Genomic DNA, 18,022 nt, shown 5'->3' on the forward strand with positions numbered 1-18,022 from the left:
GGCCACAGTGTATTCCATCCTGGCGGGCCAAAGCATCATCGGCCACACAGAGTTCGAGCATGGCGATCCCCCTATGGGTGTGGCCTTCGGCCAAATGCTCCCCTCGCCCGCCTTCGCCGCCTTTCGCACAAGCCATGCCCCTGACCTGGGCGAAGCTGGCGAAACTTCTTGGGGAAATCTCTCCGCACGCAGCGATAGCGGGGTCCTGTTGGATTGTGCCGATGTCGTGATAGTGGTTCACGACCTGGACGCAGCGCCTGAGGACGGAGCGCCCGGAATAGAGGTCACCGCCTACGGTATCGCCTGGCAGCAATTCGAGACGCTCTTCCCGGAACATGTCGCGGCCCATGACCACCGCTTTGGGTCCGCTTCGTAGCCCGGGGTATACCCCGGGTTTCCCCTGCCCTAGGTGCGTGACATCACGCACCCTACCATGGCGAACGGCCAAGGGCCTTGCGCGCAACCCGTAGCCCGGGGGTTACCCCGGGTTTCCCCGCCGCGCCGCCTCGATGGCCGCCACGTCGATCTTGCCCATGCCCATCATCGCCTGGAAGACCCGGGCCGAGACCTCACCGCCCTCGGCCATGCCCTCCATCAGGGCCCGGGGCGTGATCTGCCACGACAGCCCCCAACGGTCCTTGCACCAGCCGCAAGCGCTCTCCTGTCCGCCGTTGCCCACGATGGCATCCCAATAGCGGTCGGTCTCTTCCTGGTCCTCGGTCATGATCTGAAAGGAAAAAGCCTCGGATTGCCGAAAGGCCGCCCCGCCGTTCAGCCCCATGCAGGCGACGCCTGCCACCGTGAAATCCACGGTCAGCACCTGGCCCGCCCTGCCGCCCGGGAAATCCCCCGGCGCCCGGCTGATCTTGCCGACAAAACTGTCCGGAAAGACCGAGGCATAAAACGCCGCCGCCTCCTCCGCGCCGCTTTCATACCAAAGGCAGATCGTGTTCTTGGTCATGATGTATTCCTTTCATATCAAATCATCATGCCAGCTTTCCAACCGCCGCGCCAGAGGCCCCGGCGTCGGAAAGTCGCCCTCCTCCCGCCGCGTCGCCGGGGTCGCTTACACCATCATCACCGCCTCGACCGCCCGCTTCCACCGCGCATATTTGGCGTTGCGCGTCACCTCGTCCATCTGCGGGGAGAAGCGGTGATTGAGCGCCCATTGCTTGGCAAAGACCGCAGGCTCAGGGCACAAATCCCGCGCGAGCCCCGCGAGATAGGCCGCCCCCAGGGCCGTCGTCTCGGTCACCACAGGCCGATCCACCGGAGCCCCGATGATATCGGCGAGGTACTGCATGGCAAAGCCGCTCGCCGTCATCCCGCCATCGACCCGCAAGACCCCGCCCTTGGCCCCCGCCCAGTCCAAAGCCATGGCCTCCAGAAGGTCCCGCGTCTGGTAGCCCACCGATTCCAAGGCCGCCCGCGCCATCTCGGCCGGCCCGGTGTTGCGCGTCAGGCCAAAGACCGCGCCGCGCGTCTCGGGCCGCCAATAGGGCGCGCCAAGCCCGGTGAAGGCGGGGACCAAGAGCACCCCCTGCGCCACCTCGGCCTCCTCCGCCAAGGTAGCGGTCTCGGAGGCCGTCTTGATGATCTTCAACCCATCCCGCAGCCATTGCACCACGGCCCCCGCGATGAAGATCGAGCCCTCCAGCGCATAGGTGGGCTTGCCGCCGATCTGATAGGCGATCGTTGTCAGCATCCGGTGATGCGAGGTCACCCGCTCCGCCCCGGTATTGAGCAGCGCAAAGCACCCCGTCCCATAGGTCGATTTCATCATCCCGGGCGTGAAGCAGGCCTGCCCCACCGTCGCCGCCTGCTGGTCGCCCGCCACGCCGGAGATCGGGATTTCGCCCCCAAAAAGCCGCGTCACCCCGTAGTCGCCAGCGGAGTCCCTGACCTCCGGCAAGATCGCCATCGGAATGTCCAAGGCCGCGCAGATATCCGCGTCCCAGGCGCCTTTCCCGATGTCATAAAGCATGGTCCGCGCCGCGTTGGTGGCGTCCGTCGCATGGACGCGACCCTCGGTCAGCTTCCAGATCAGCCAGGTATCGACCGTGCCAAAGGCCAGCTTCCCCGCCCGCGCCTTCTCGCGCGCCCCTTCGACATGGTCCAATATCCACTTGACCTTGGTCCCCGAGAAATAGGGGTCCAAGAGCAGCCCCGTCCGGCTGCTCACCATCCCCGCCAGCCCCTGATCCCTCAGCGAGGCGCAGATATCCGCCGTCCGCCGGTCCTGCCAGACGATGGCGCGGTGAATGGGCTCCCCCGTCTCGCGGTCCCAGATCAGCGTCGTCTCGCGCTGGTTGGTGATGCCGATGGCAAAGGGCCGCCCGCCCTGGGCAATCGCCCGTCCCGCCACCTCGAAAACCGTCTCCCAAAGGTCGGCGGGCTCATGTTCCACCCAGCCCGGATGCGGGAAATGCTGGGTGAACTCCTTCTGCGCGCTGGCAATCGGCCGCAGGGCCGCGTCGAAAATGATGGCGCGGGAACTCGTCGTTCCCTGGTCGATGGCAAGTATGGTCATGGGCTCCTCCGTGAGTCCTTTAAATCACCGGGCCTGCCACTGGTCCAGAATATACCGCGCCGTCATCAGGTCGAGATGCGCGCCGCCGCCGTTCTTGGCGATGGTGATCTCATCCCCCAGGCGCCGATAATCGCCCTCGTAGAAATCCGCCACGATATCCGCCTCCGAGATCGCCCCCGAGGCAATCGGGTCGATCAGTTCCCCGATGTGATGCACCGTCGTGGCCCGTGCATCGACAAAGACCCGGGCACGCCGCATCGCGGTATCATCCACCTCACGCATGGACGGATTGTAAGCCCCGATCAGGTCCAGATGCTGCCCCGGCCGCAGCCACTCCCCCTTGATCACCGGAGATTTCGCCATGGTCGCGGTGCAGATCACATCGGCCGCCCCCACCGCCGCCTCCAGGTCGCGCGCCACCCCGATCCCGCACTCCGCCGCCATCGCCTCCGCCCCCGCAGGCGTCCGGTTCCAGACCTCGAACTCCGCCTCCGGCCAAAGGCTCCGGTAAGCCCCGATCATCGACCGCGCCACCGTCCCGGCCCCCACCAGCAAGAACCTGCGGCTGTCCTTCCGCGCCAGGCGCGACGCCGCGTAAAGGCTGTCGCCAGCCGTCTTCCACTTGGTCACCAGGTGGAAATCCACGATCCCCGACAGAACCCCCGTCTCGTCGTCAAACAGCGTCACGACCCCCTGCACCGTGCCCAAGCCGCGCGCCGCATTGCCCGGCATGACGGTCGCCACCTTGACCAGAGCCCCAAGCCCCGTGATCCAGGCCGCCCGGTCCAGCATCGTATCGGCCCCGCGATACAAGAGAAGGTCGGCAATCTCGGGCTTGCCCCGCGCATGACCCTCGGCAAAGGCCCCAAGCAGCCCCTCCCAGGTCAAAAGCCCCTCCGCCTCCGGTCCCACGAAATCCATCACAACCCCGCCTCTTTGCGCGTCAAAAGCCCCTCGGCGACCAGCCTCTCGGCCCAGCCCTGCCAGCCTTCGAAGAGATGCACACCCCAGCCCCGCACCCGCGCCGCCTCGATATTCTCGGGCCGGTCATCGGCGAACAAAAGCCCGCCAGGAGCGATCCCGCAATCCTCTTCCACCATGCGGTAGATCTCCGGATCGGGCTTCACCACCCCCATCCGCCCCGAGACATATTCCCGGTCGAATTCGCTCAGGAAATCCATCTTCGGCCGCGCCTCGTCATAGGAATAGCGCCCGAAATTCGTCAGCGCGAAGACCGGAACCCCCTTCCCTCGCAGCGCACGCAAAAGCGCAATCGAGCCCTCGATCCGGGGGCTGGCCAGCTCGTCCCAGCGGTCATACCACATGCGGATTTCCGCAGACCACTCCGGGAAACGCTCCGCCCAGTCGTAAATCGTCTCGCGGAAGAGCGCCCCGGCGTCGACATCCAGGTTCATCCCATGCAGGTCCACCGCGTCAAACAGAGCCCGACGGCGCGCCTCCCCGATGACCCGGTCGTAAAAGGCCTCGGGCTGCCAGCATGTCAGCACATTGCCGATGTCGAAAATCACCGCCTTGACCGTCATTCAGAACTCCTCGGCCTGGGGGCGCCGCTTCATCCCCTCGCGCATCAGCGTATAAAGCCCGGCCCCCACGATCAGCACAATCCCCAGCCAGCCCCGCGCATCGGGGAAAGTGCCGAAGATCAAAAGCCCCCAGATCACCGCCAGGGGCATCGAGGTATACTCAAACGGCGCCACCAGCGCCGCCTCATTCATGCGGTAGGCCTGGGCCATCAGCATCCCCCCCGCCGCCACTGAAATGCCGGTGCCGGCAAAGGCCACGAGGTCGCCCGGGTCGGGCCAGACCCAGGGCCGGAAGAGGAACTCCAGCGCCGCGCCGCCCTGTTCCATATGCCCGTCGCCCGCCCAAAGCCCCATGGCGACCGAGGTGACGATGAAGGCGACCTGGGTGTGGAAGTTGATCGTGGCCGCGCCCTCGGTGGCGCGGGCCGAACGGGTCATGGTCTGGGTCGTGGCATAGGTCAGGGCGCTGACCAGGACCAGCACGGCCTCCCAGCGAAAGCGGCCCTCGGGGTTCAGCATGACGATGACGCCCGCAAGGCCCAGGATGACCGCGCCCCAGCGGTGCAGGCCCACGCGCTCGCCCAGGAAGAGGACGGACAGCAGGGTCAGGAGGATGGGGGCGATGAAGCCGATGGCGGCGGCATCGGCGATGGGCAGGGCGGCGAGGCCGAGGAAATAGGTGGCGTTCGAGACCATGACGATCATCGCGCGGCCCAGGTGAAACCCGGGCCGTGACGTGCGCCAGATCGCGCCCTGTCCCGTGGCCCAGGCAAAGCCCAGGATGAAGACGATCCCGATCAGGCCCCGCACCAGGATGACCTCGTGCAGCGGATAGGCGCCCGAGAGGAGCTTGATGAAAAGGTCGTTCAAGGACAGCGTGGCCGATCCCGCGATGGCGCAGAGGATGCCAAGAAGGACAAGGCGGCGGTCAGCCGTGGCCCCGGAGGAAGTCGGATTGGAGGTCATGGCGGCACCCTAACCCCTGTCCCCGCCCGGATTCTGTCCCGGAAACGACATGCCGCAACCGCCCTTGGGGGCGTGCGTGATCTCCCACCCCAAGCCCCGGGGTCACGACCCCGGGCGACGCAGCCCGACCAGAGCGTCCTGTGTCGTGGCAAAGCTCTCGCCCCACCGCGTAGCCCGGGGTCGTGACCCCGGGTCCCCCCGGCCACGCCTGCAGGCTGCGTGATCTCCCACACCACGCCCCGGTGCCCCGTGGTTGGGCGCATGATCTAACGCACCATCCCCCACCGCCCCTTGGCAGGGCGCGTGATCTAACGCAGCCCGCGGCCTCCGCCAACAAGAGCCCCCAGACTCCGCCTCGCAAACCCAAGGGGGCCCGCCACCGCGAGCCCCCCCATTCCCTAACAAACTCCTAACGCCTCCAGTCAAGTCCTTGATATAAAGTGCTTTCACACCCCTTGCACGCGTGCAAAAAGCCCCTCACCCCGCCTTGACCGCCCGCAAGACCCGCTCCATGACCTCAAGAAAGCGCGAGCGGTCGGCCTTGGAGAACCCCTTGCCGCCGCCCTGCCGGAACGGGTCCGCCGACCTCAGGTCCGCCATCAGATCCCGCGTGGCCAGGACCATCCCGATGTTCCGCGAGGTCAGTTCCTCCCCGTTGTGCTTGACCACCCGGGCGCCGTTTTCGATGCAGCGCGCCGCCAGCGGGATATCCCCCGTCACGACCACATCCCCCGGCCCCGCCCGGTCGGCGATCCAGATATCCGCCTCGTCGAGCTTCGAGCCGACATAGACCGCCTCGACCAGGGGATTGCTGGACGGCCGGATTCCGCCGTTGCAGACCAGGACCATCCGCACCCCGTGCCGCGTCGCGATGACCTCGGCCTCGGCCTTCACCGGGCAGGCATCGGCATCGACATAGATCATGCCTTCAGGGCCCTGGCATGGAAGACGACATGATCCTCCATGAAAGTCGAGACGAAGAAGTAGGAGTGGTCGTAGCCCTCCTGCCGCCGGATCGTGCCCTGGGTCGCGGTCTCGGCCAGGACATCCTGCAGGGCATCGGTCTTCAAGAGGTCGAGGAACTTGTCCGACATGCCCTGATCGACCAGCAAGGGCAGCGAGAAGCCGCCCTTGGCGAGCAAGAGGCTCGCATCATGAGCGGCCCAATCCGCACCCTCGCCCAGGTAGGCCGCGAATTGCTTGCGGCCCCAGTCCGAGCCGGTCGGGTTGCAGATCGGCGCGAAGGCCGAGACCGAGCGGAAGCGCTCGGGGAAGGTCGCGGCGATGGTGAGCGCCCCATGCCCGCCCATCGAATGCCCGGTGATCGCCTGGCGGTCCATGTCCAGCGGGAATGCCGCCAGGACCGCCGGGAGTTCCTCGGTCACATAGGTCCACATCTTGAAATGGCTGGCCCAGGGCGCCTGGGTGGCGTCCACGTAGAACCCCGCCCCCTGGCCGAGATCATAGGCCGCGTCATCCGCCACACCCTCACCGCGCGGCGAGGTATCGGGGAAGACGAGCGCAATCCCCTCCCGCGCGGCCCAGGATTGCGCGCCCGCCTTCACCATCGCGTTCTCATGGGTGCAGGTCAGGCCCGAGAGATACCACAGGACCGGAAAGGGCCCCTCGCCCGGGGGAAGGTAGAGCCCGAAGGTCATCTCGCAGGCGCAGGCCGCGCTGGGATGGCCGACCACCAGCTGACGCCCGCCAAAGGCCCTGTTCTCGGAGACAACCTTCATCGCGGTTTCCTTTTCTCGTTCCACGGATATCGCATCGGGTATGCCATGGGTCTTGTCCCGGGTTCAAGGAACCCGTGGCGGGGGCGGCGGAAAGCCCGGTGGGCCCTGCCGACTGAACCCGGTCAACCGGGCGAGACCCGGCGCCCTGCCGACTGCCAGGATGGGTCCTGCCGACTGCACCCTTGTCAGCAGAGCCCCGTGCCGCAGCCCTGCCGACTGGAGGAACAGGGTCCCGGGGGCAAGGGCCCGTCCGGCAGTCGGCAGGGCTGCGGGCGGGGCTTGGGCGCGGGCCCCGCAGTCGGCGGAGCCCCTCAGCCGCCGCCGATCAGAACCCCCGCGGCAAAGACCAGGGCGCCGCCCAGCACGACCTGGAGCGCGGCCCGCAGGAAGGGCGTCTCCATATACTTGTTCTGGATCCAGGCGATGGCCCAGAGCTCGATGAAGACGACCACGATGGCCAGCACCGTCGCGGTCCAGAAATCGGGCAGGAGATAGGGCAGGGCATGGCCAAGCCCGCCCACCGCTGTCATCACCCCTGAGGCGACGCCACGCTTCAGGGGGCTCCCTCGGCCCGAGAGGACGCCGTCGTCATGCGCCGCCTCGGTGAAGCCCATCGAGATCCCCGCCCCCACCGCCGCGGCCGTGCCGACCAAAAGCGTCGTATGGCTGTCCTGGGTCGCGAAGGCCGTGGCGAAGATCGGCGCCAGCGTCGAGACCGAGCCATCCATCAGCCCTGCAAGCCCCGGCTGCACCCAGGTCAGGATGAACTGCCGCTTGGCGCCCTCGTCCTCTTGGGCCTTCACATCGCCGGGCAGGTGCTTGGCCTCGAGCCGCTCGGCGGCCTTCTCATGGCCCGCCTCCGCCGCTGCGAGGTCTCCCAAAAGCTTGCGGGTCGCGGCATCGGTCGTGCGCTCGGCGGCCTTCAGGTAGAAGCGTTCGGCCTGGGCCTCCATCCCGGCGGCCTCGGCGCGGATCGTCTCGATCGAGAGGTTCTTCGTCAGCCAGACCGGGCGGCGCGCATAGAACCCCGCCACATGCTCGCGGCGGATCAGGGGGATGACCTCGCCGAAGCGGGCGCGATGGGTCTCGATCAAGCGCTGACGGTGGCCGTCTTCCTCCGCCGCCATCCCCTCGAAGACCGCGGCCGAGGCAGGGTATTCGGCCCGCAGCGCCTGGGCATAGCTGCGGTAGATCCTGCCGTCGTCCTCTTCGGAGGAGATCGCAAGCGCAAGGATCTCTTGCTCGGACAGGTCGGAGAACCGGCGGCGGTTGGTCAGGGCGGAGAGCATGGCGGGCCTCAGTTTGGAATGGTTCTAAACTAGCGATCCGCCGCGCCCGTGCAAGGCCTAACCTCTCCCTGTGACCCTTTGCCGCCAGAGCGTGAAGAGCCCCGCCGCGACCACGAGGCTGGACCCGATGATGACGGCGCCGCGCAGGGTCTCGCCATAGAAGGCGACGCCGAGGATCGCGATCCAGACCAGTTGCAGATAGGCAAAGGGCTGGACGGCGGCGGCCTCGGCGGCGTCATAGGCGCGGATCATCAGCCAATGGCCCGAGGCGGAGGTCAGGCAGAGAAGCCCCATCAGCCCCCAGTCCTGGGCCGAGAAGGGCACCCAGGCGGGCAGGCCCACGAAGGTCATCACCACGGCGCCGACGATGCCGGTCCAGAGGAAGCTTTGCTCGGCGCTGTCCTGCCGCGCCGCGAGCCGGGTCAGAAGCGCGTAAAGCGCGAACAGAAGGGCGGCGGCGAGCGGCATGACCGACCAGAAGGAGAGGACCGAGACCCCGGGCCTGAGCATGACGAGGATGCCCGCGAAGCCCACGCCGATGGCGCTCCACCGCCGCCAGCCGACGCGCTCACCCAAGACGAGGCCCGAGAGGGCGGCGACCCAGAGGGGGTAGGAGGTCAGGAGGGCTTGGCTCTCGATCAACCCGATCTTGGCGAAGGCCAGGCCCGACATCGAGATCTGGGTGACGAGGAGCACGCCCCGCGCGATATGCAGGGGGATTTGCCTGGTGGCCAGCATGGGGCCCAGCCGTCCCTGGCGCCAGGCGATCGAGCCCATCAGCACGGCGATGAACCAGAAGCGCAGCATGACCACCATCTGCACCGGGTAATGCGTGGCCATATGCCGCGTGATGCCGTCCTGCGCCGAAAAGATCAGCGTCGTGGCCACCATGTAAAGGATGCCGCGCGTGTTTCCGGTCACTTGGCGGCCCTTGTCAGGGTGTAAAGCCCGGCCAGGATCACGATCCCCGCGCCGAGGAGGACATGGAGCGTCAGGGCCTCGTCGAAGAAGGTGATGGCGATGGCGGTGGTGAAGACGATTTGCAGATAGGCAAAGGGCTGGACGGTCGAGGCCTCGACCAGTTGGTAGGTTTTTTGCATGAGCCAGTAGGAGAGGACGGAGAGGAGCGAATAGGTCAAGAGCCAGAGCCAGTCGAGGCCCTGGATCGGCGTCCAATGCGGCAGGCCGACCAGGGTGGCGAAGACGGCGCCGATGACCGGGGTCCAGAAGAAGGTCGGGAAGAAGGGGTCGATGCCTGCGACCTTTCGCGTCAGCACGGTGTAGAGCGCGAACATGAAGGCCGAGGCGAGGGGGAAGAGCGCGGCCCAGGAAAAGACCTCGGCCCCCGGGTTCAGAAGGACGAGGACGCCGAGGCAGCCGATGGCCACGGCGACAAGGCGGGAGGGGGTCAGTTTCTCGCCGAGCACGGGGCTGGAGAGGGCCACGACGAGGAGGGGGCAGGCGGCGAAGACGGCATGGGTCTCGATCAGGCCGATGAGGGTGAAGCCGAAGACGATGGAGATGATCTCGGCCACCAGGAGCGCGGCGCGGAGCGTGTGCCAGCCGATGGCGCGGGATTTCAGCGCGGCGAGGCCCTGGGGCTGGCGGGGGATCATGGCGATGACGAAGGCGGCGAAGACCCAGTAGCGGATCATCACGACCATGAAAGGGTTATAGGCTCCGGCCAGCATGCGGGAGAAGCCGTCCTGCACGGCAAAGCCCGCGACGGTGGCGATCATCAGAAGGATGCCCTTGCCCTGCCGTGTCATGGGAGCTTGTCCGAGGGGGGCTCTGCCGACTGGGCCCTGGGCCCTGCAAGGCCCGGCATCCGCCCTGCCGACATGTGCCGTTTGGTCCCGAACCCCGGGCGCCTTTCGACCACGAAGCCCGCGGCGGAGAGCGCGCGGCGCACATGGCCCGCCGCCGTGTAGGTGGCGAAGGTGCCCCCGGGCGCGGTGTGGCTTGCGACCTGGGCCATCAGGTCCTCTCCCCACATCTCGGGGTTCTTGGCCGGGGAGAAGCCGTCGAGGAACCAGGCATCGGCCCGGCCCCCCCAGGCGGGGAGGGTCTGGCGGACATCGCCCTGGAGGACCGTGACCGCGATGCCATGGAAGTCGAAGGCGCGGGCGCCCTGGCCCCAGGCGTCAAGCAGGGGCGCCGAGACCGCCGCCGCCTGGGGGAAGGCCCGGTGGGCCCGGGCCATCTCGGGGGCGGTCATGGGGAAGCCCTCGAAGGTCGTAAAGCGCAGGGGGAGGCCGGGGGCGCTAAGATGCAGGGCGATCAGGTTCAGCCCGGTGCCGAAGCCCAGTTCGGCGACATGGAAGCCGGGGGTCAGGCGCGCGGGCAGGTCATTGCCGGACAGGAAGACGTGGAAAGTCTCCTCCAGCCCGCCCGCGAGGCTGAAATAGGGGTCGTCGAAGCGCGTCGAGACCGGGATCGCGCCATCGCGCCACGAAAGCTCTGCCTGTTCCCTGCCCGTCATTTCGCCTATGCCCTTTGGGGCGGGACCATGGGCAAGGGGGCGCGGAATGGCAAGACATGATCTGACGGTCATGGGCGGCGGGATCATGGGGCTGTCCTGCGCCTGGGAGGCCGTCCGCAGGGGCCTGCGTGTCCAGGTGGTAGAGCGCGCGGGTATCGGCGCCGGGGCCTCGGGCGGGTTGGTCGGCGCGCTCGCCCCCCATGCGCCGGAGCAGTGGAATGCGGGGAAGGCCTTTCAGCTTGAGGCCCTGTTGATGGCCGAGGCGCATTGGACCGAGGTGGCAGAGGCCTCGGGCCTCTCGCCCGGCTATGCCCGCACCGGGCGCTTGCAGCCGATCCTCGATGCCTCGGCCCTTGACCTGGCCCGCCAGCGCGAGGCCCAGGCCGCGACGCTTTGGCAGGGGCGGGCGGCCTGGTCGGTCATCCCGGCGGGGGGCGCCTTCTCCCCCGCCTCGCCCACCGGCTTCCTGATCCATGACACGCTGACCGCGAGGCTCTCGCCCCGCCAGGCGCTGGCCGCCCTGGCCCAGGCCCTGCGCGAGAAGGGCGCCAGGATCGCGCAAGAGGCCGAACCGGAGGGCGCGGTGATCTGGGCCACGGGACACCAGGGTCTGGCCGAGCTGAGCCAGGCCCTGGGCCGCAAGATCGGCCAGGGCGTCAAGGGCCAGGCCCTGTCGCTGCGCCTGCCGGGCTTCGAAACCCATCCCCAGGTCTATGCCGAGGGGCTCTATATCGTCCCGCATGAGGATGGGAGCATCGCCATCGGCTCGACCTCGGAAAACACTTACACGCATGAGGACACCGACGCCCAGGCCGATGCGCTCTTGGCCAAGGCCCGCGCCCTGATCCCCGCGCTGCAAGAGGCGCCCGAGATCACGCGCTGGGCGGGCATCCGCCCCCGCGCCCAAAGCCGCCAGCCGCTGATCGGCGCCTGGCCCCTCCGCCCCGGTCACTTCATCGCCAACGGAGGCTTCAAGATCGGCTTCGCCGTGGCCCCGCTCTGCGCGAAGCTCCTGATCGACGCCATCGAAGGAAAGGACGAGATCCCCGACACCTTTCGCCCCTGAGCCGGTCGCCGCGATGAAATGAGAACCGAAAGATCGCCCTTTCAGACCCTTTGCGCCCGCGCCTCATCCCCAAGGCCAGACCCGTTCCCGGCGCCCCTCATCCTTTCATACTGACCCAAATATCCCGGGGGTCTGGGGGCAGCGCCCCCAGCCTTGGTCACTCCAGCAAACGCCTTGCGATCACATTGGCCTGGATCTCTGCCGCGCCCTCGAAGATCGAGAGGATCCTTGCATCCACCAGCAGGCGACTGGCCAGGTATTCCTCGGCAAAGCCGTTGCCGCCATGGATCTGCACGCCATTGTCCGCCGCAGCCCAGGCCACCCTTGCGGCCAGAAGCTTCGACATCCCCGCCTCCAGGTCGCACCGCTTGCCGAGGTCCTTCGCCCTTGCCGCATGATAGGTGATCTGGCGCGAGAGGGCGATTTCGACGGCCATCATCGCGATCTTGCCCGCCACGCGGGGGAAATCGGCCAGGGGCTTGCCGAACTGCACCCGCTCGGTCGCGTAGCGCAAAGCGCATTCCATCGCGGATTGCGCCACGCCGATCGCCCGGGCCGCCGTCTGGATGCGCGCCGATTCGAAGGTCTGCATCAGCTGCTTAAAGCCCTGGCCCGTCACACCGCCCAGGAGGTTCGCCGCCGGCACCTCGAAGCCGTCGAAGCTCAGCTCGTATTCCTTCATGCCCCGGTATCCCAGGACCTTGATCTCGGAGCCCTTCATGCCCGGCGTCGGGAAAGGATCCGCCTCGCTCCCCGGGGTCTTTTCGGCCATCAAGAGCGACAGCCCCCGCCAATCGGCCTCGGTCCCGGTCCGGGCCATCAGCATCATGACATGGGCGCGGGCGGCATGGGTGATCCAGGTCTTGTTGCCGGTGACCTTCCAGGTCTCGCCCTCCAGCACGGCCCGGGTGCGGAGGCTGCCAAGGTCGGAGCCGGTGTTGGGCTCGGTGAAGACGGCGGTGGGCAGGATTTCCGCGCTGGCCAGTTTCGGCAGCCAATGGGCCTTTTGCTCGGGCGTGCCGCCGCAGAGGATCAGTTCGGCCGCGATTTCGGACCGGGTCGGCAGGGAGCCCACGCCGATATAGCCGCGCGAGAGTTCCTCGGAGACCACGACCATGGCCGCCTTGGGCAGGGCGAAGCCGCCGTATTCCTCCGGCAGGGTCAGGCCGAAGACGCCCATCTCGGCCAGCTTCTCGATGATCTCCATCGGGATCAGCTCGTCGCGCAGGTGCCAGCCATGGGCGTGGGGGATGACCTCTTCCTCGGCAAAGCGGTGGAACTGGTCGCGGATCATTTCCAGCTCGTCATCGAGGCCGGAGGCAATCGTGACCCCCTGCCGCAGGAGCGTCACGAGGCGCATCCGGGCGGGGTCATTGGCGGCGGCGATCAGGGCCTGGGCCTCGGCCCCCGGCGCATAGGTCACGCCAAAGGCGCCCCGGGTGATCTCGCCCTGGCTCATCGGGATGCCGCCCTGCAGCTGGGCCAGGTATTCGCCGAAGCCGATCTGCAGGACCAGGGCCTCGGCCTCGCCGAACTTGCCTTGGGTTTGCAGGGCCTGGCCCCAGGCGGCGAGCTCTTGCAGGGCCGTGGCATAGGTCGCGGCCCAAGCGAGGCCATGGGCGGCGGTCTGATGGGTCTCCAGCGCCTCGGCCTGGATGCGGCCCGCGAGGGTGACCCTTTCGGCGAGGGCGGATTTGAGGCGGGCGATATGGGCCTGAACCTCGGCAAGCGCCGGGCCGGTCAGGGCCAGCGCCCCGGGCAAAAGGGCGCCCTTCGTGTCAAGGGAAAGGTCTTGTCCGTCGGGCATGGCTTCCTCCGATTCCGTTGCGATTGGGATAATCCTTTCGCAGTCGCAGCGCAATATAATTTCGCAAGCTGGTATCGGAAAGACTTAAAGTGACCCTGTCGTTCAGCTTGTCGCAGAGCAGGCTGCCGCGTCCCGGCGCATGTCGGCGGTTGGGGCAACGACTTCGAACTCGGCCTGAAAGAGGATTTCGCGGCCCCGGCTCCCGGTTATGCGCCAGTGACCTCTTGGACTTCCTCCAAGGTTTCCAAGCTCGTAGCCGTGGAAGGTCGGGGCCGTCGCATCGGGGACACTGGTCCAGCTTTCCACGGTGACGCCGTGAAAGGGCGGGTGTTCGACGGTGATGATCAGCGCGCGGCGGTCCTCGGGGCGCAAGAGTTCTTCCACGCCGAAGAGCACGCCGTCGATGTCGGGGATGCGGGTCGTCTCCTGGACGAGGAGAGGGCGGTCTAGGATCTCGATCGACTTTTGAAGGGTGTCCGGAGCCCGGCTTGTTGTCGTGGGTCTGGTGTTGCAGAAGATCCCCGAGGTGAGCGAGATCAGGGGATCGGCCAGGGCGAAACCTGGCCAGAGCGTGAGGACAGCGAGGATCAGGCGCATGGGGTCTCCTTTCGGGGAAGCATGGCACGGCCTGGGGGGGCAGCCAAGGCTTTCGGGCGGCGGGAGATGGCGCTAGAGAGGGGTATGGAGATCATTTCGGCCGGGTTGCCGCTGCATCTTTTCTGGCTCGCCATGGCGATCACGCTTTTCGCGGGCTTCGTGAAGGGCGTGGCGGGTTTTGCCATGCCCTTGATCATGATGAGCGCCTTTTCCACCTTTCTGCCGCCGCAGCTGGCCCTGGCGGGGCTGATCCTGCCGACGCTGCTGACCAACCTGAGCCAGGCCTTCCGCCAGGGCGTGGCGCCTGCGGTCGAGACGGCGCTGACCTATCGGCGCTTCCTTGCGGCGACGCTGGTCTTCATCGTGATCTCCTCGCGCTTCGTGCATGAGATCCCCGAGAGCGTCTTCCTGATGGGGCTTGGCCTGCCGATCACGCTTTACGCCGGGGCGCAGGTCCTGGGCCTGCCCTTGGCCCTGCCGCTGCGGCACCGCCATCGGGCGGAGTGGGTCCTGGGCTGCATCGGCGGGCTTTATGGCGGGGTTTCGGGCATCTGGGGGCCGCCGCTGATCATTTACCTCCTGTCGATCAAGGCGGAAAAGCTGGAGACCGTGCGGGTGCAGGGCGTGGTCTTCCTGTTGGGGGCGGCGGTGCTGATGGTCTCGCATCTCGGCACCGGGGTCTTGAACGCGCAGACGGCGGCGTTTTCAGGCTGCCTCGCCCTGGCGGCGCAGGTCGGGCAGTTTGGCGGGAATGCGATCCAGGACCGGCTGGATGCGGTGGCCTTTCGGCGCTGGACGCAGGGGTTGTTGATCCTGACGGGGTTGAACCTGATCCGGCAGGCGTTGAGCTAGCCCCGGGGTATACCCCGGGCTACGGGTGGGGTAACCCGGGGTATACCCCGGGCTACGCGGCGGAGCGAGAGCGCTCAGCGGGTGGGGACGGGGACTTCGCCGCGGTAGTCGTAGAAGCCGCGCTGGGATTTGCGGCCGAGCCAGCCGGCCTCGACATATTTGGTCAGAAGCGGGCAGGGGCGGTATTTCGTATCCGCCAGCCCGTCGTACAGCACGTTCATGATGGCCAGGCAGGTGTCGAGCCCGATGAAATCCGCGAGCTCCAGGGGGCCCATCGGGTGATTGGCGCCAAGCTTCAGCGCCGTGTCGATGGAAGAGACCGAGCCCACGCCCTCATACAAAGTATAGACCGCCTCGTTGATCATCGGGATCAGGATGCGGTTGACGATGAAGGCAGGGAAGTCCTCGGAGGAGGAGGCCGTCTTGCCCAGCCGGTCCACCACCGCCTTCAGCGCGTCATAGGTCGGGCCGTCGGTGGCGATGCCGCGAATGAGCTCGACCAGCTGCATGACGGGCACGGGGTTCATGAAGTGGAAGCCCATGAACTTCTCGGGCCGGTCGGTGCGGGAGGCCAGACGGGTGATCGAGATCGAGGAGGTGTTCGAGGTCAGGATCGTATGCGGCGCCAGATGGGGGGCCAGCGAGGCGAAGATCTTGTTCTTGATGTCTTCCTTCTCGGTCGCGGCCTCGATGATCAGGTCGGTCGGCCCCAGGAGCGCGATGTCCAGCGAGGTCGAGATGCGGGCCAGGGCCTCGGCCTTGACCTCGGCGCTGATCTTCCCGCGCGAGACCTGGCGCTCCATGTTCTTGTCGATCGTGGCGAGGGCGGCCTTCAGGCTCGCCTCGGCGATGTCGTGCAAGATGACCTCATAGCCCGCAAGCGCGAAGACATGGGCGATCCCGTTGCCCATCTGCCCTGCACCCACCACGCCGACGCGCCGAATGTCCATCTTGGCCCCCTTGATTTGGCGGGCAGCTTAGGCCCGCAAGGCCCGCCCTTCAACCCCGCGCGTCCCCATTCCGCTGCAATGCGGCAAGGGGAATCCGGCCGTCGTGTCGGATTTTCGGAAAACCCCGACTTCAACTCTTTGGAAACGGGAATCGGGCACAGTTTCCAGTGGGTGTGTAAAAAAGATGGTGGGTGCAATGGCCTATGCTTTGCAAAGCGAAGGCGTTTTGGATTATTTTCCATGCCGTTATGGCGTGTCGAACTTGTCGTTCCGGGGGCCCAGGCGCTCGCTGGATCGGCCCTATGTCGTCTTTCTGGGCGGCAACGAGACTTACGGCAAGTTCATTCCCGACCCTTTCCCCGACCTGGTCGAGGAAGAGGTGGGTTACGGTGCGGTCAACCTGGGGATTCCCAATGCCGGGCCTGATGTCTATCTGAACGAGCCTTCGTTGATCGAACTGGCGCAGAAGGCCGAGGCGGTGGTGGTGCAGGTCCTGGGGGCGGGTAACCTCTCGAACCGGTATTACAGCGTCCATCCGCGCCGCAATGACCGCTTCGTGGGGCCGACGCCGCTGTTGCGGACGCTGTACCGGGATGTGGATTTCACCGAGTTCACCTTCACCCGGCATCTCCTGGCGGCGCTCTACGACAATTCCCCGGAAAAGTTCCAGACCCTGGCCGAGGATCTGCGGGCGACCTGGCATCGGCAGATGACGGCGCTGTTGAAACAACTGCCCGAGCGGACCGTGCTTCTGTGGCTCTCGGACCAGGCGCCGCCGGCCAGGGCCACGAGCCCGGCCCACGACCCGCTCCTGGTCGATGCCGAGCTTCTGGCCTCGGTCCGGCCCTTCGTGCGCACCTATGTCGAGGCGGTGGAGCGCGGCGACCAGCGCGGCCGCAACCTGTCGGGCATGGCCTTCTCGCGCGACGAATCGGCGGCGGCGGCCTTGATGCCCGGACCGGAGGTGCATCGCGACCTTTCCCGGCTTCTGTCGCAGGCGCTGGAAAAGATCTTGAACTAGGGTCCCCCTGTCGCTCCCCGTCGGGCCCTGTGCCGGGTGCGAGGTTTCGCGCCCGGCCCTTCGCTTTTTCGCCCGGGCGGTCTATGTCTGGCAAAACGCGGAGCGAGAGATGTTCAAAGACCCGATCTTCCTGATCGCCACCATTGCCTGTTTCATCGTGCTGATCATCCTGATGGTCGGCATCGGCGGGTTCGGCAGGGGCGGCGAGTTCAACCGAAAATATGCCAACAAGCTGATGCGCTGGCGGATCATCGCCCAGGCCCTGGCCGTGGTGGTCATCGTGCTTTTCGCTTGGGCGCGGTCGCGGACGGGGGCTCCGTGATGGTGGTCCTGTCCAAGATCTATACCCGCACGGGCGATGCGGGCGAAACCGCGCTGGGCAATGGTGCAAGGGTGCCGAAGTTCGACCTGCGCGTCTCGGCCTATGGCACGGTGGACGAGGTCAATGCCACCGTGGGCCTGGCGCGGCTGCATGGCATGGGCCATGAGCTGGCGCGAATCTCCAATGATCTCTTCGACCTGGGCGCGGACCTTTGCACCCCGGACCTGGAGAATGACGCGACGGCGCCCTATCCGCGCCTGCGGATGATCGGGGCCCAGGTGGACCGCTTGGAGGCCGAGATCGACGCGATGAACGCGGGGCTGGAGCCCCTGCGCAGCTTCATCCTGCCTGGCGGGACGACCCTGGCCGCCCATCTGCACCTTTGCCGGACGGTTTGCCGCCGGGCCGAAAGGCTGGTGGTGGAGCTGGCCGCCCACGAGCCGGTCAATCCCTTTGCGGTCAAGTATCTGAACCGGCTGTCGGATTGGTTCTTCGTGGCGGGCAGGGTGGCCAACCAGGGCGAGGATGTGCTCTGGGTTCCGGGCCTGACCCGGCCCAAGGCTTGACTCGACACATCTGTCGAAATTATCTTTCCTGCCGGCGTGGCGCCCATGCGACAAAGCGCGTCGCTATTGGTCTGGTTTCTGCCGCGCAGCGCCTGTAAACAGCCTGCGAGAGTTTGCGTCCGCCCCCCTGGGGCCCCATGGAGATTAGCGCGATGAAGGTCTTGGTGCCTGTGAAGCGTGTGATCGACTACAACGTGAAGGTCCGCGTCAAGGCGGATGGCTCGGGTGTCGATCTGGCGAATGTGAAGATGTCGATGAACCCCTTCGACGAGATTGCCGTCGAAGAGGCGA

At 66.8% G+C, this 18,022-nt stretch carries 20 protein-coding genes and 1 pseudogene; 7 read left to right on the forward strand and 14 right to left on the reverse strand.

What is annotated here, in order from left to right; genetic code table 11:
• Positions 1 to 7: 7 nt before the first annotated feature.
• A complete protein-coding gene (locus GV832_RS07370; protein WP_168774194.1) occupies positions 8 to 376 on the forward strand; it encodes a hypothetical protein in 369 nt (122 codons plus the stop codon).
• 102 nt (positions 377 to 478) lie between these two features.
• On the opposite strand, the gene GV832_RS07375 is transcribed toward GV832_RS07370, so the two are convergent.
• From GV832_RS07375 to mnmC2, 11 genes are all read right to left on the reverse strand, one after another.
• On the reverse strand, positions 479 to 961 hold the full coding sequence (locus GV832_RS07375) for a VOC family protein (RefSeq protein ID WP_168774195.1): 483 nt from the start codon (positions 959 to 961) through the stop codon (positions 479 to 481).
• A 105-nt stretch (positions 962 to 1,066) separates the two neighbouring features.
• Complete coding sequence (glpK, locus tag GV832_RS07380) at positions 1,067 to 2,530, reverse strand: glycerol kinase GlpK (RefSeq protein ID WP_168774196.1); 1,464 nt, start codon at positions 2,528 to 2,530, stop codon at positions 1,067 to 1,069.
• A gap of 24 nt (positions 2,531 to 2,554) precedes the next feature.
• A complete protein-coding gene (locus GV832_RS07385) occupies positions 2,555 to 3,451 on the reverse strand; it encodes an ornithine cyclodeaminase family protein (RefSeq protein ID WP_168774197.1) in 897 nt (298 codons plus the stop codon).
• Positions 3,451 to 4,074, reverse strand: a complete 624-nt coding sequence (locus GV832_RS07390) for an HAD family hydrolase (RefSeq protein WP_168774198.1) — start codon at positions 4,072 to 4,074, stop codon at positions 3,451 to 3,453. Before GV832_RS07390 ends, GV832_RS07385 begins: the two co-directional genes overlap by 1 nt.
• Positions 4,075 to 5,040, reverse strand: a complete 966-nt coding sequence (locus GV832_RS07395; RefSeq protein WP_168774199.1) for a DMT family transporter — start codon at positions 5,038 to 5,040, stop codon at positions 4,075 to 4,077.
• Positions 5,041 to 5,517: 477 nt separating this feature from the next.
• Positions 5,518 to 5,964, reverse strand: coding sequence for a YaiI/YqxD family protein (locus GV832_RS07400; RefSeq protein ID WP_168774200.1), 447 nt, complete (start codon positions 5,962 to 5,964; stop codon positions 5,518 to 5,520).
• Positions 5,961 to 6,779: an S-formylglutathione hydrolase gene (gene fghA, locus GV832_RS07405; RefSeq protein ID WP_168774201.1), complete on the reverse strand. Its 819-nt coding sequence runs from the start codon at positions 6,777 to 6,779 to the stop codon at positions 5,961 to 5,963. Before fghA ends, GV832_RS07400 begins: the two co-directional genes overlap by 4 nt.
• A 311-nt stretch (positions 6,780 to 7,090) precedes the next feature.
• Complete coding sequence (mbfA, locus tag GV832_RS07410) at positions 7,091 to 8,068, reverse strand: iron exporter MbfA (RefSeq protein WP_168774202.1); 978 nt, start codon at positions 8,066 to 8,068, stop codon at positions 7,091 to 7,093.
• Positions 8,069 to 8,125: 57 nt separating this feature from the next.
• Entirely contained in the window at positions 8,126 to 8,989 is an 864-nt protein-coding gene (locus tag GV832_RS07415; protein ID WP_354001939.1) for a DMT family transporter, read from the reverse strand.
• Entirely contained in the window at positions 8,986 to 9,837 is an 852-nt protein-coding gene (locus GV832_RS07420; RefSeq protein WP_168774203.1) for a DMT family transporter, read from the reverse strand. The genes GV832_RS07415 and GV832_RS07420 overlap by 4 nt, the downstream gene beginning before the upstream one ends.
• Complete coding sequence (gene mnmC2, locus GV832_RS07425) at positions 9,834 to 10,550, reverse strand: tRNA (5-methylaminomethyl-2-thiouridine)(34)-methyltransferase MnmC2 (protein WP_168774204.1); 717 nt, start codon at positions 10,548 to 10,550, stop codon at positions 9,834 to 9,836. The genes GV832_RS07420 and mnmC2 overlap by 4 nt, the downstream gene beginning before the upstream one ends.
• 46 nt (positions 10,551 to 10,596) lie before the next feature.
• Here mnmC2 and GV832_RS07430 point away from each other — a divergent pair, with 46 nt between their 5' ends.
• Complete coding sequence (locus GV832_RS07430) at positions 10,597 to 11,616, forward strand: NAD(P)/FAD-dependent oxidoreductase (protein ID WP_168774205.1); 1,020 nt, start codon at positions 10,597 to 10,599, stop codon at positions 11,614 to 11,616.
• 157 nt (positions 11,617 to 11,773) lie between these two features.
• On the opposite strand, the gene GV832_RS07435 is transcribed toward GV832_RS07430, so the two are convergent.
• The gene (locus GV832_RS07435; RefSeq protein ID WP_168774206.1) at positions 11,774 to 13,423 is read right to left on the reverse strand and encodes an acyl-CoA dehydrogenase family protein; all 1,650 of its coding nucleotides are present in this window, start codon (positions 13,421 to 13,423) and stop codon (positions 11,774 to 11,776) included.
• Positions 13,424 to 13,525: 102 nt separating this feature from the next.
• Positions 13,526 to 14,020 (reverse strand): DUF3859 domain-containing protein, encoded by a 495-nt coding sequence (locus tag GV832_RS07440; protein ID WP_168774207.1) that lies wholly within the window; start codon positions 14,018 to 14,020, stop codon positions 13,526 to 13,528.
• A gap of 84 nt (positions 14,021 to 14,104) precedes the next feature.
• Between GV832_RS07440 and GV832_RS07445 the strand changes: the two genes are divergently transcribed.
• Positions 14,105 to 14,872: a sulfite exporter TauE/SafE family protein gene (locus tag GV832_RS07445; protein ID WP_168774208.1), complete on the forward strand. Its 768-nt coding sequence runs from the start codon at positions 14,105 to 14,107 to the stop codon at positions 14,870 to 14,872.
• Between the two features lie 74 nt (positions 14,873 to 14,946).
• Here the strand turns inward: GV832_RS07445 and GV832_RS07450 are convergent, their stop codons facing one another.
• A complete protein-coding gene (locus GV832_RS07450; RefSeq protein WP_168774209.1) occupies positions 14,947 to 15,822 on the reverse strand; it encodes a 3-hydroxybutyryl-CoA dehydrogenase in 876 nt (291 codons plus the stop codon).
• Between the two features lie 196 nt (positions 15,823 to 16,018).
• Between GV832_RS07450 and GV832_RS07455 the strand changes: the two genes are divergently transcribed.
• The 4 genes and pseudogenes from GV832_RS07455 to GV832_RS07470 form a co-directional block, all read left to right on the forward strand.
• Positions 16,019 to 16,843, forward strand: a complete 825-nt coding sequence (locus tag GV832_RS07455; RefSeq protein WP_168774210.1) for a DUF6473 family protein — start codon at positions 16,019 to 16,021, stop codon at positions 16,841 to 16,843.
• Between the two features lie 109 nt (positions 16,844 to 16,952).
• Positions 16,953 to 17,165, forward strand: coding sequence for a twin transmembrane helix small protein (locus tag GV832_RS07460; RefSeq protein ID WP_168774211.1), 213 nt, complete (start codon positions 16,953 to 16,955; stop codon positions 17,163 to 17,165).
• Positions 17,165 to 17,731 carry a cob(I)yrinic acid a,c-diamide adenosyltransferase gene (locus GV832_RS07465; RefSeq protein WP_168774227.1) on the forward strand — a complete coding sequence of 189 codons (567 nt, stop codon included), beginning with the start codon at positions 17,165 to 17,167 and terminating at the stop codon, positions 17,729 to 17,731. Before GV832_RS07460 ends, GV832_RS07465 begins: the two co-directional genes overlap by 1 nt.
• 152 nt (positions 17,732 to 17,883) lie before the next feature.
• A pseudogene (locus GV832_RS07470) lies at positions 17,884 to 18,022 on the forward strand (electron transfer flavoprotein subunit beta/FixA family protein); the annotation flags it as partial.

The sequence above is a fragment of the Stagnihabitans tardus genome, assembly GCF_009925085.1.
Lineage (GTDB): Bacteria > Pseudomonadota > Alphaproteobacteria > Rhodobacterales > Rhodobacteraceae > Stagnihabitans > Stagnihabitans tardus.

Coding starts and splice junctions, on each gene's coding strand:
- GV832_RS07375 (WP_168774195.1), bottom strand. CDS start 961: ATGACCAAGAACACGATCTGCCTTTGGTATGAAAGCGGCGCGGAGGAG.
- glpK (WP_168774196.1), bottom strand. CDS start 2,530: ATGACCATACTTGCCATCGACCAGGGAACGACGAGTTCCCGCGCCATC.
- GV832_RS07385 (WP_168774197.1), bottom strand. CDS start 3,451: ATGGATTTCGTGGGACCGGAGGCGGAGGGGCTTTTGACCTGGGAGGGG.
- GV832_RS07390 (WP_168774198.1), bottom strand. CDS start 4,074: ATGACGGTCAAGGCGGTGATTTTCGACATCGGCAATGTGCTGACATGC.
- GV832_RS07395 (WP_168774199.1), bottom strand. CDS start 5,040: ATGACCTCCAATCCGACTTCCTCCGGGGCCACGGCTGACCGCCGCCTT.
- GV832_RS07400 (WP_168774200.1), bottom strand. CDS start 5,964: ATGATCTATGTCGATGCCGATGCCTGCCCGGTGAAGGCCGAGGCCGAG.
- fghA (WP_168774201.1), bottom strand. CDS start 6,779: ATGAAGGTTGTCTCCGAGAACAGGGCCTTTGGCGGGCGTCAGCTGGTG.
- mbfA (WP_168774202.1), bottom strand. CDS start 8,068: ATGCTCTCCGCCCTGACCAACCGCCGCCGGTTCTCCGACCTGTCCGAG.
- GV832_RS07420 (WP_168774203.1), bottom strand. CDS start 9,837: ATGACACGGCAGGGCAAGGGCATCCTTCTGATGATCGCCACCGTCGCG.
- mnmC2 (WP_168774204.1), bottom strand. CDS start 10,550: ATGACGGGCAGGGAACAGGCAGAGCTTTCGTGGCGCGATGGCGCGATC.
- GV832_RS07430 (WP_168774205.1), top strand. CDS start 10,597: ATGGCAAGACATGATCTGACGGTCATGGGCGGCGGGATCATGGGGCTG.
- GV832_RS07435 (WP_168774206.1), bottom strand. CDS start 13,423: ATGCCCGACGGACAAGACCTTTCCCTTGACACGAAGGGCGCCCTTTTG.
- GV832_RS07440 (WP_168774207.1), bottom strand. CDS start 14,020: ATGCGCCTGATCCTCGCTGTCCTCACGCTCTGGCCAGGTTTCGCCCTG.
- GV832_RS07445 (WP_168774208.1), top strand. CDS start 14,105: ATGGAGATCATTTCGGCCGGGTTGCCGCTGCATCTTTTCTGGCTCGCC.
- GV832_RS07450 (WP_168774209.1), bottom strand. CDS start 15,822: ATGGACATTCGGCGCGTCGGCGTGGTGGGTGCAGGGCAGATGGGCAAC.
- GV832_RS07455 (WP_168774210.1), top strand. CDS start 16,019: ATGGCCTATGCTTTGCAAAGCGAAGGCGTTTTGGATTATTTTCCATGC.
- GV832_RS07460 (WP_168774211.1), top strand. CDS start 16,953: ATGTTCAAAGACCCGATCTTCCTGATCGCCACCATTGCCTGTTTCATC.
- GV832_RS07465 (WP_168774227.1), top strand. CDS start 17,165: ATGGTGGTCCTGTCCAAGATCTATACCCGCACGGGCGATGCGGGCGAA.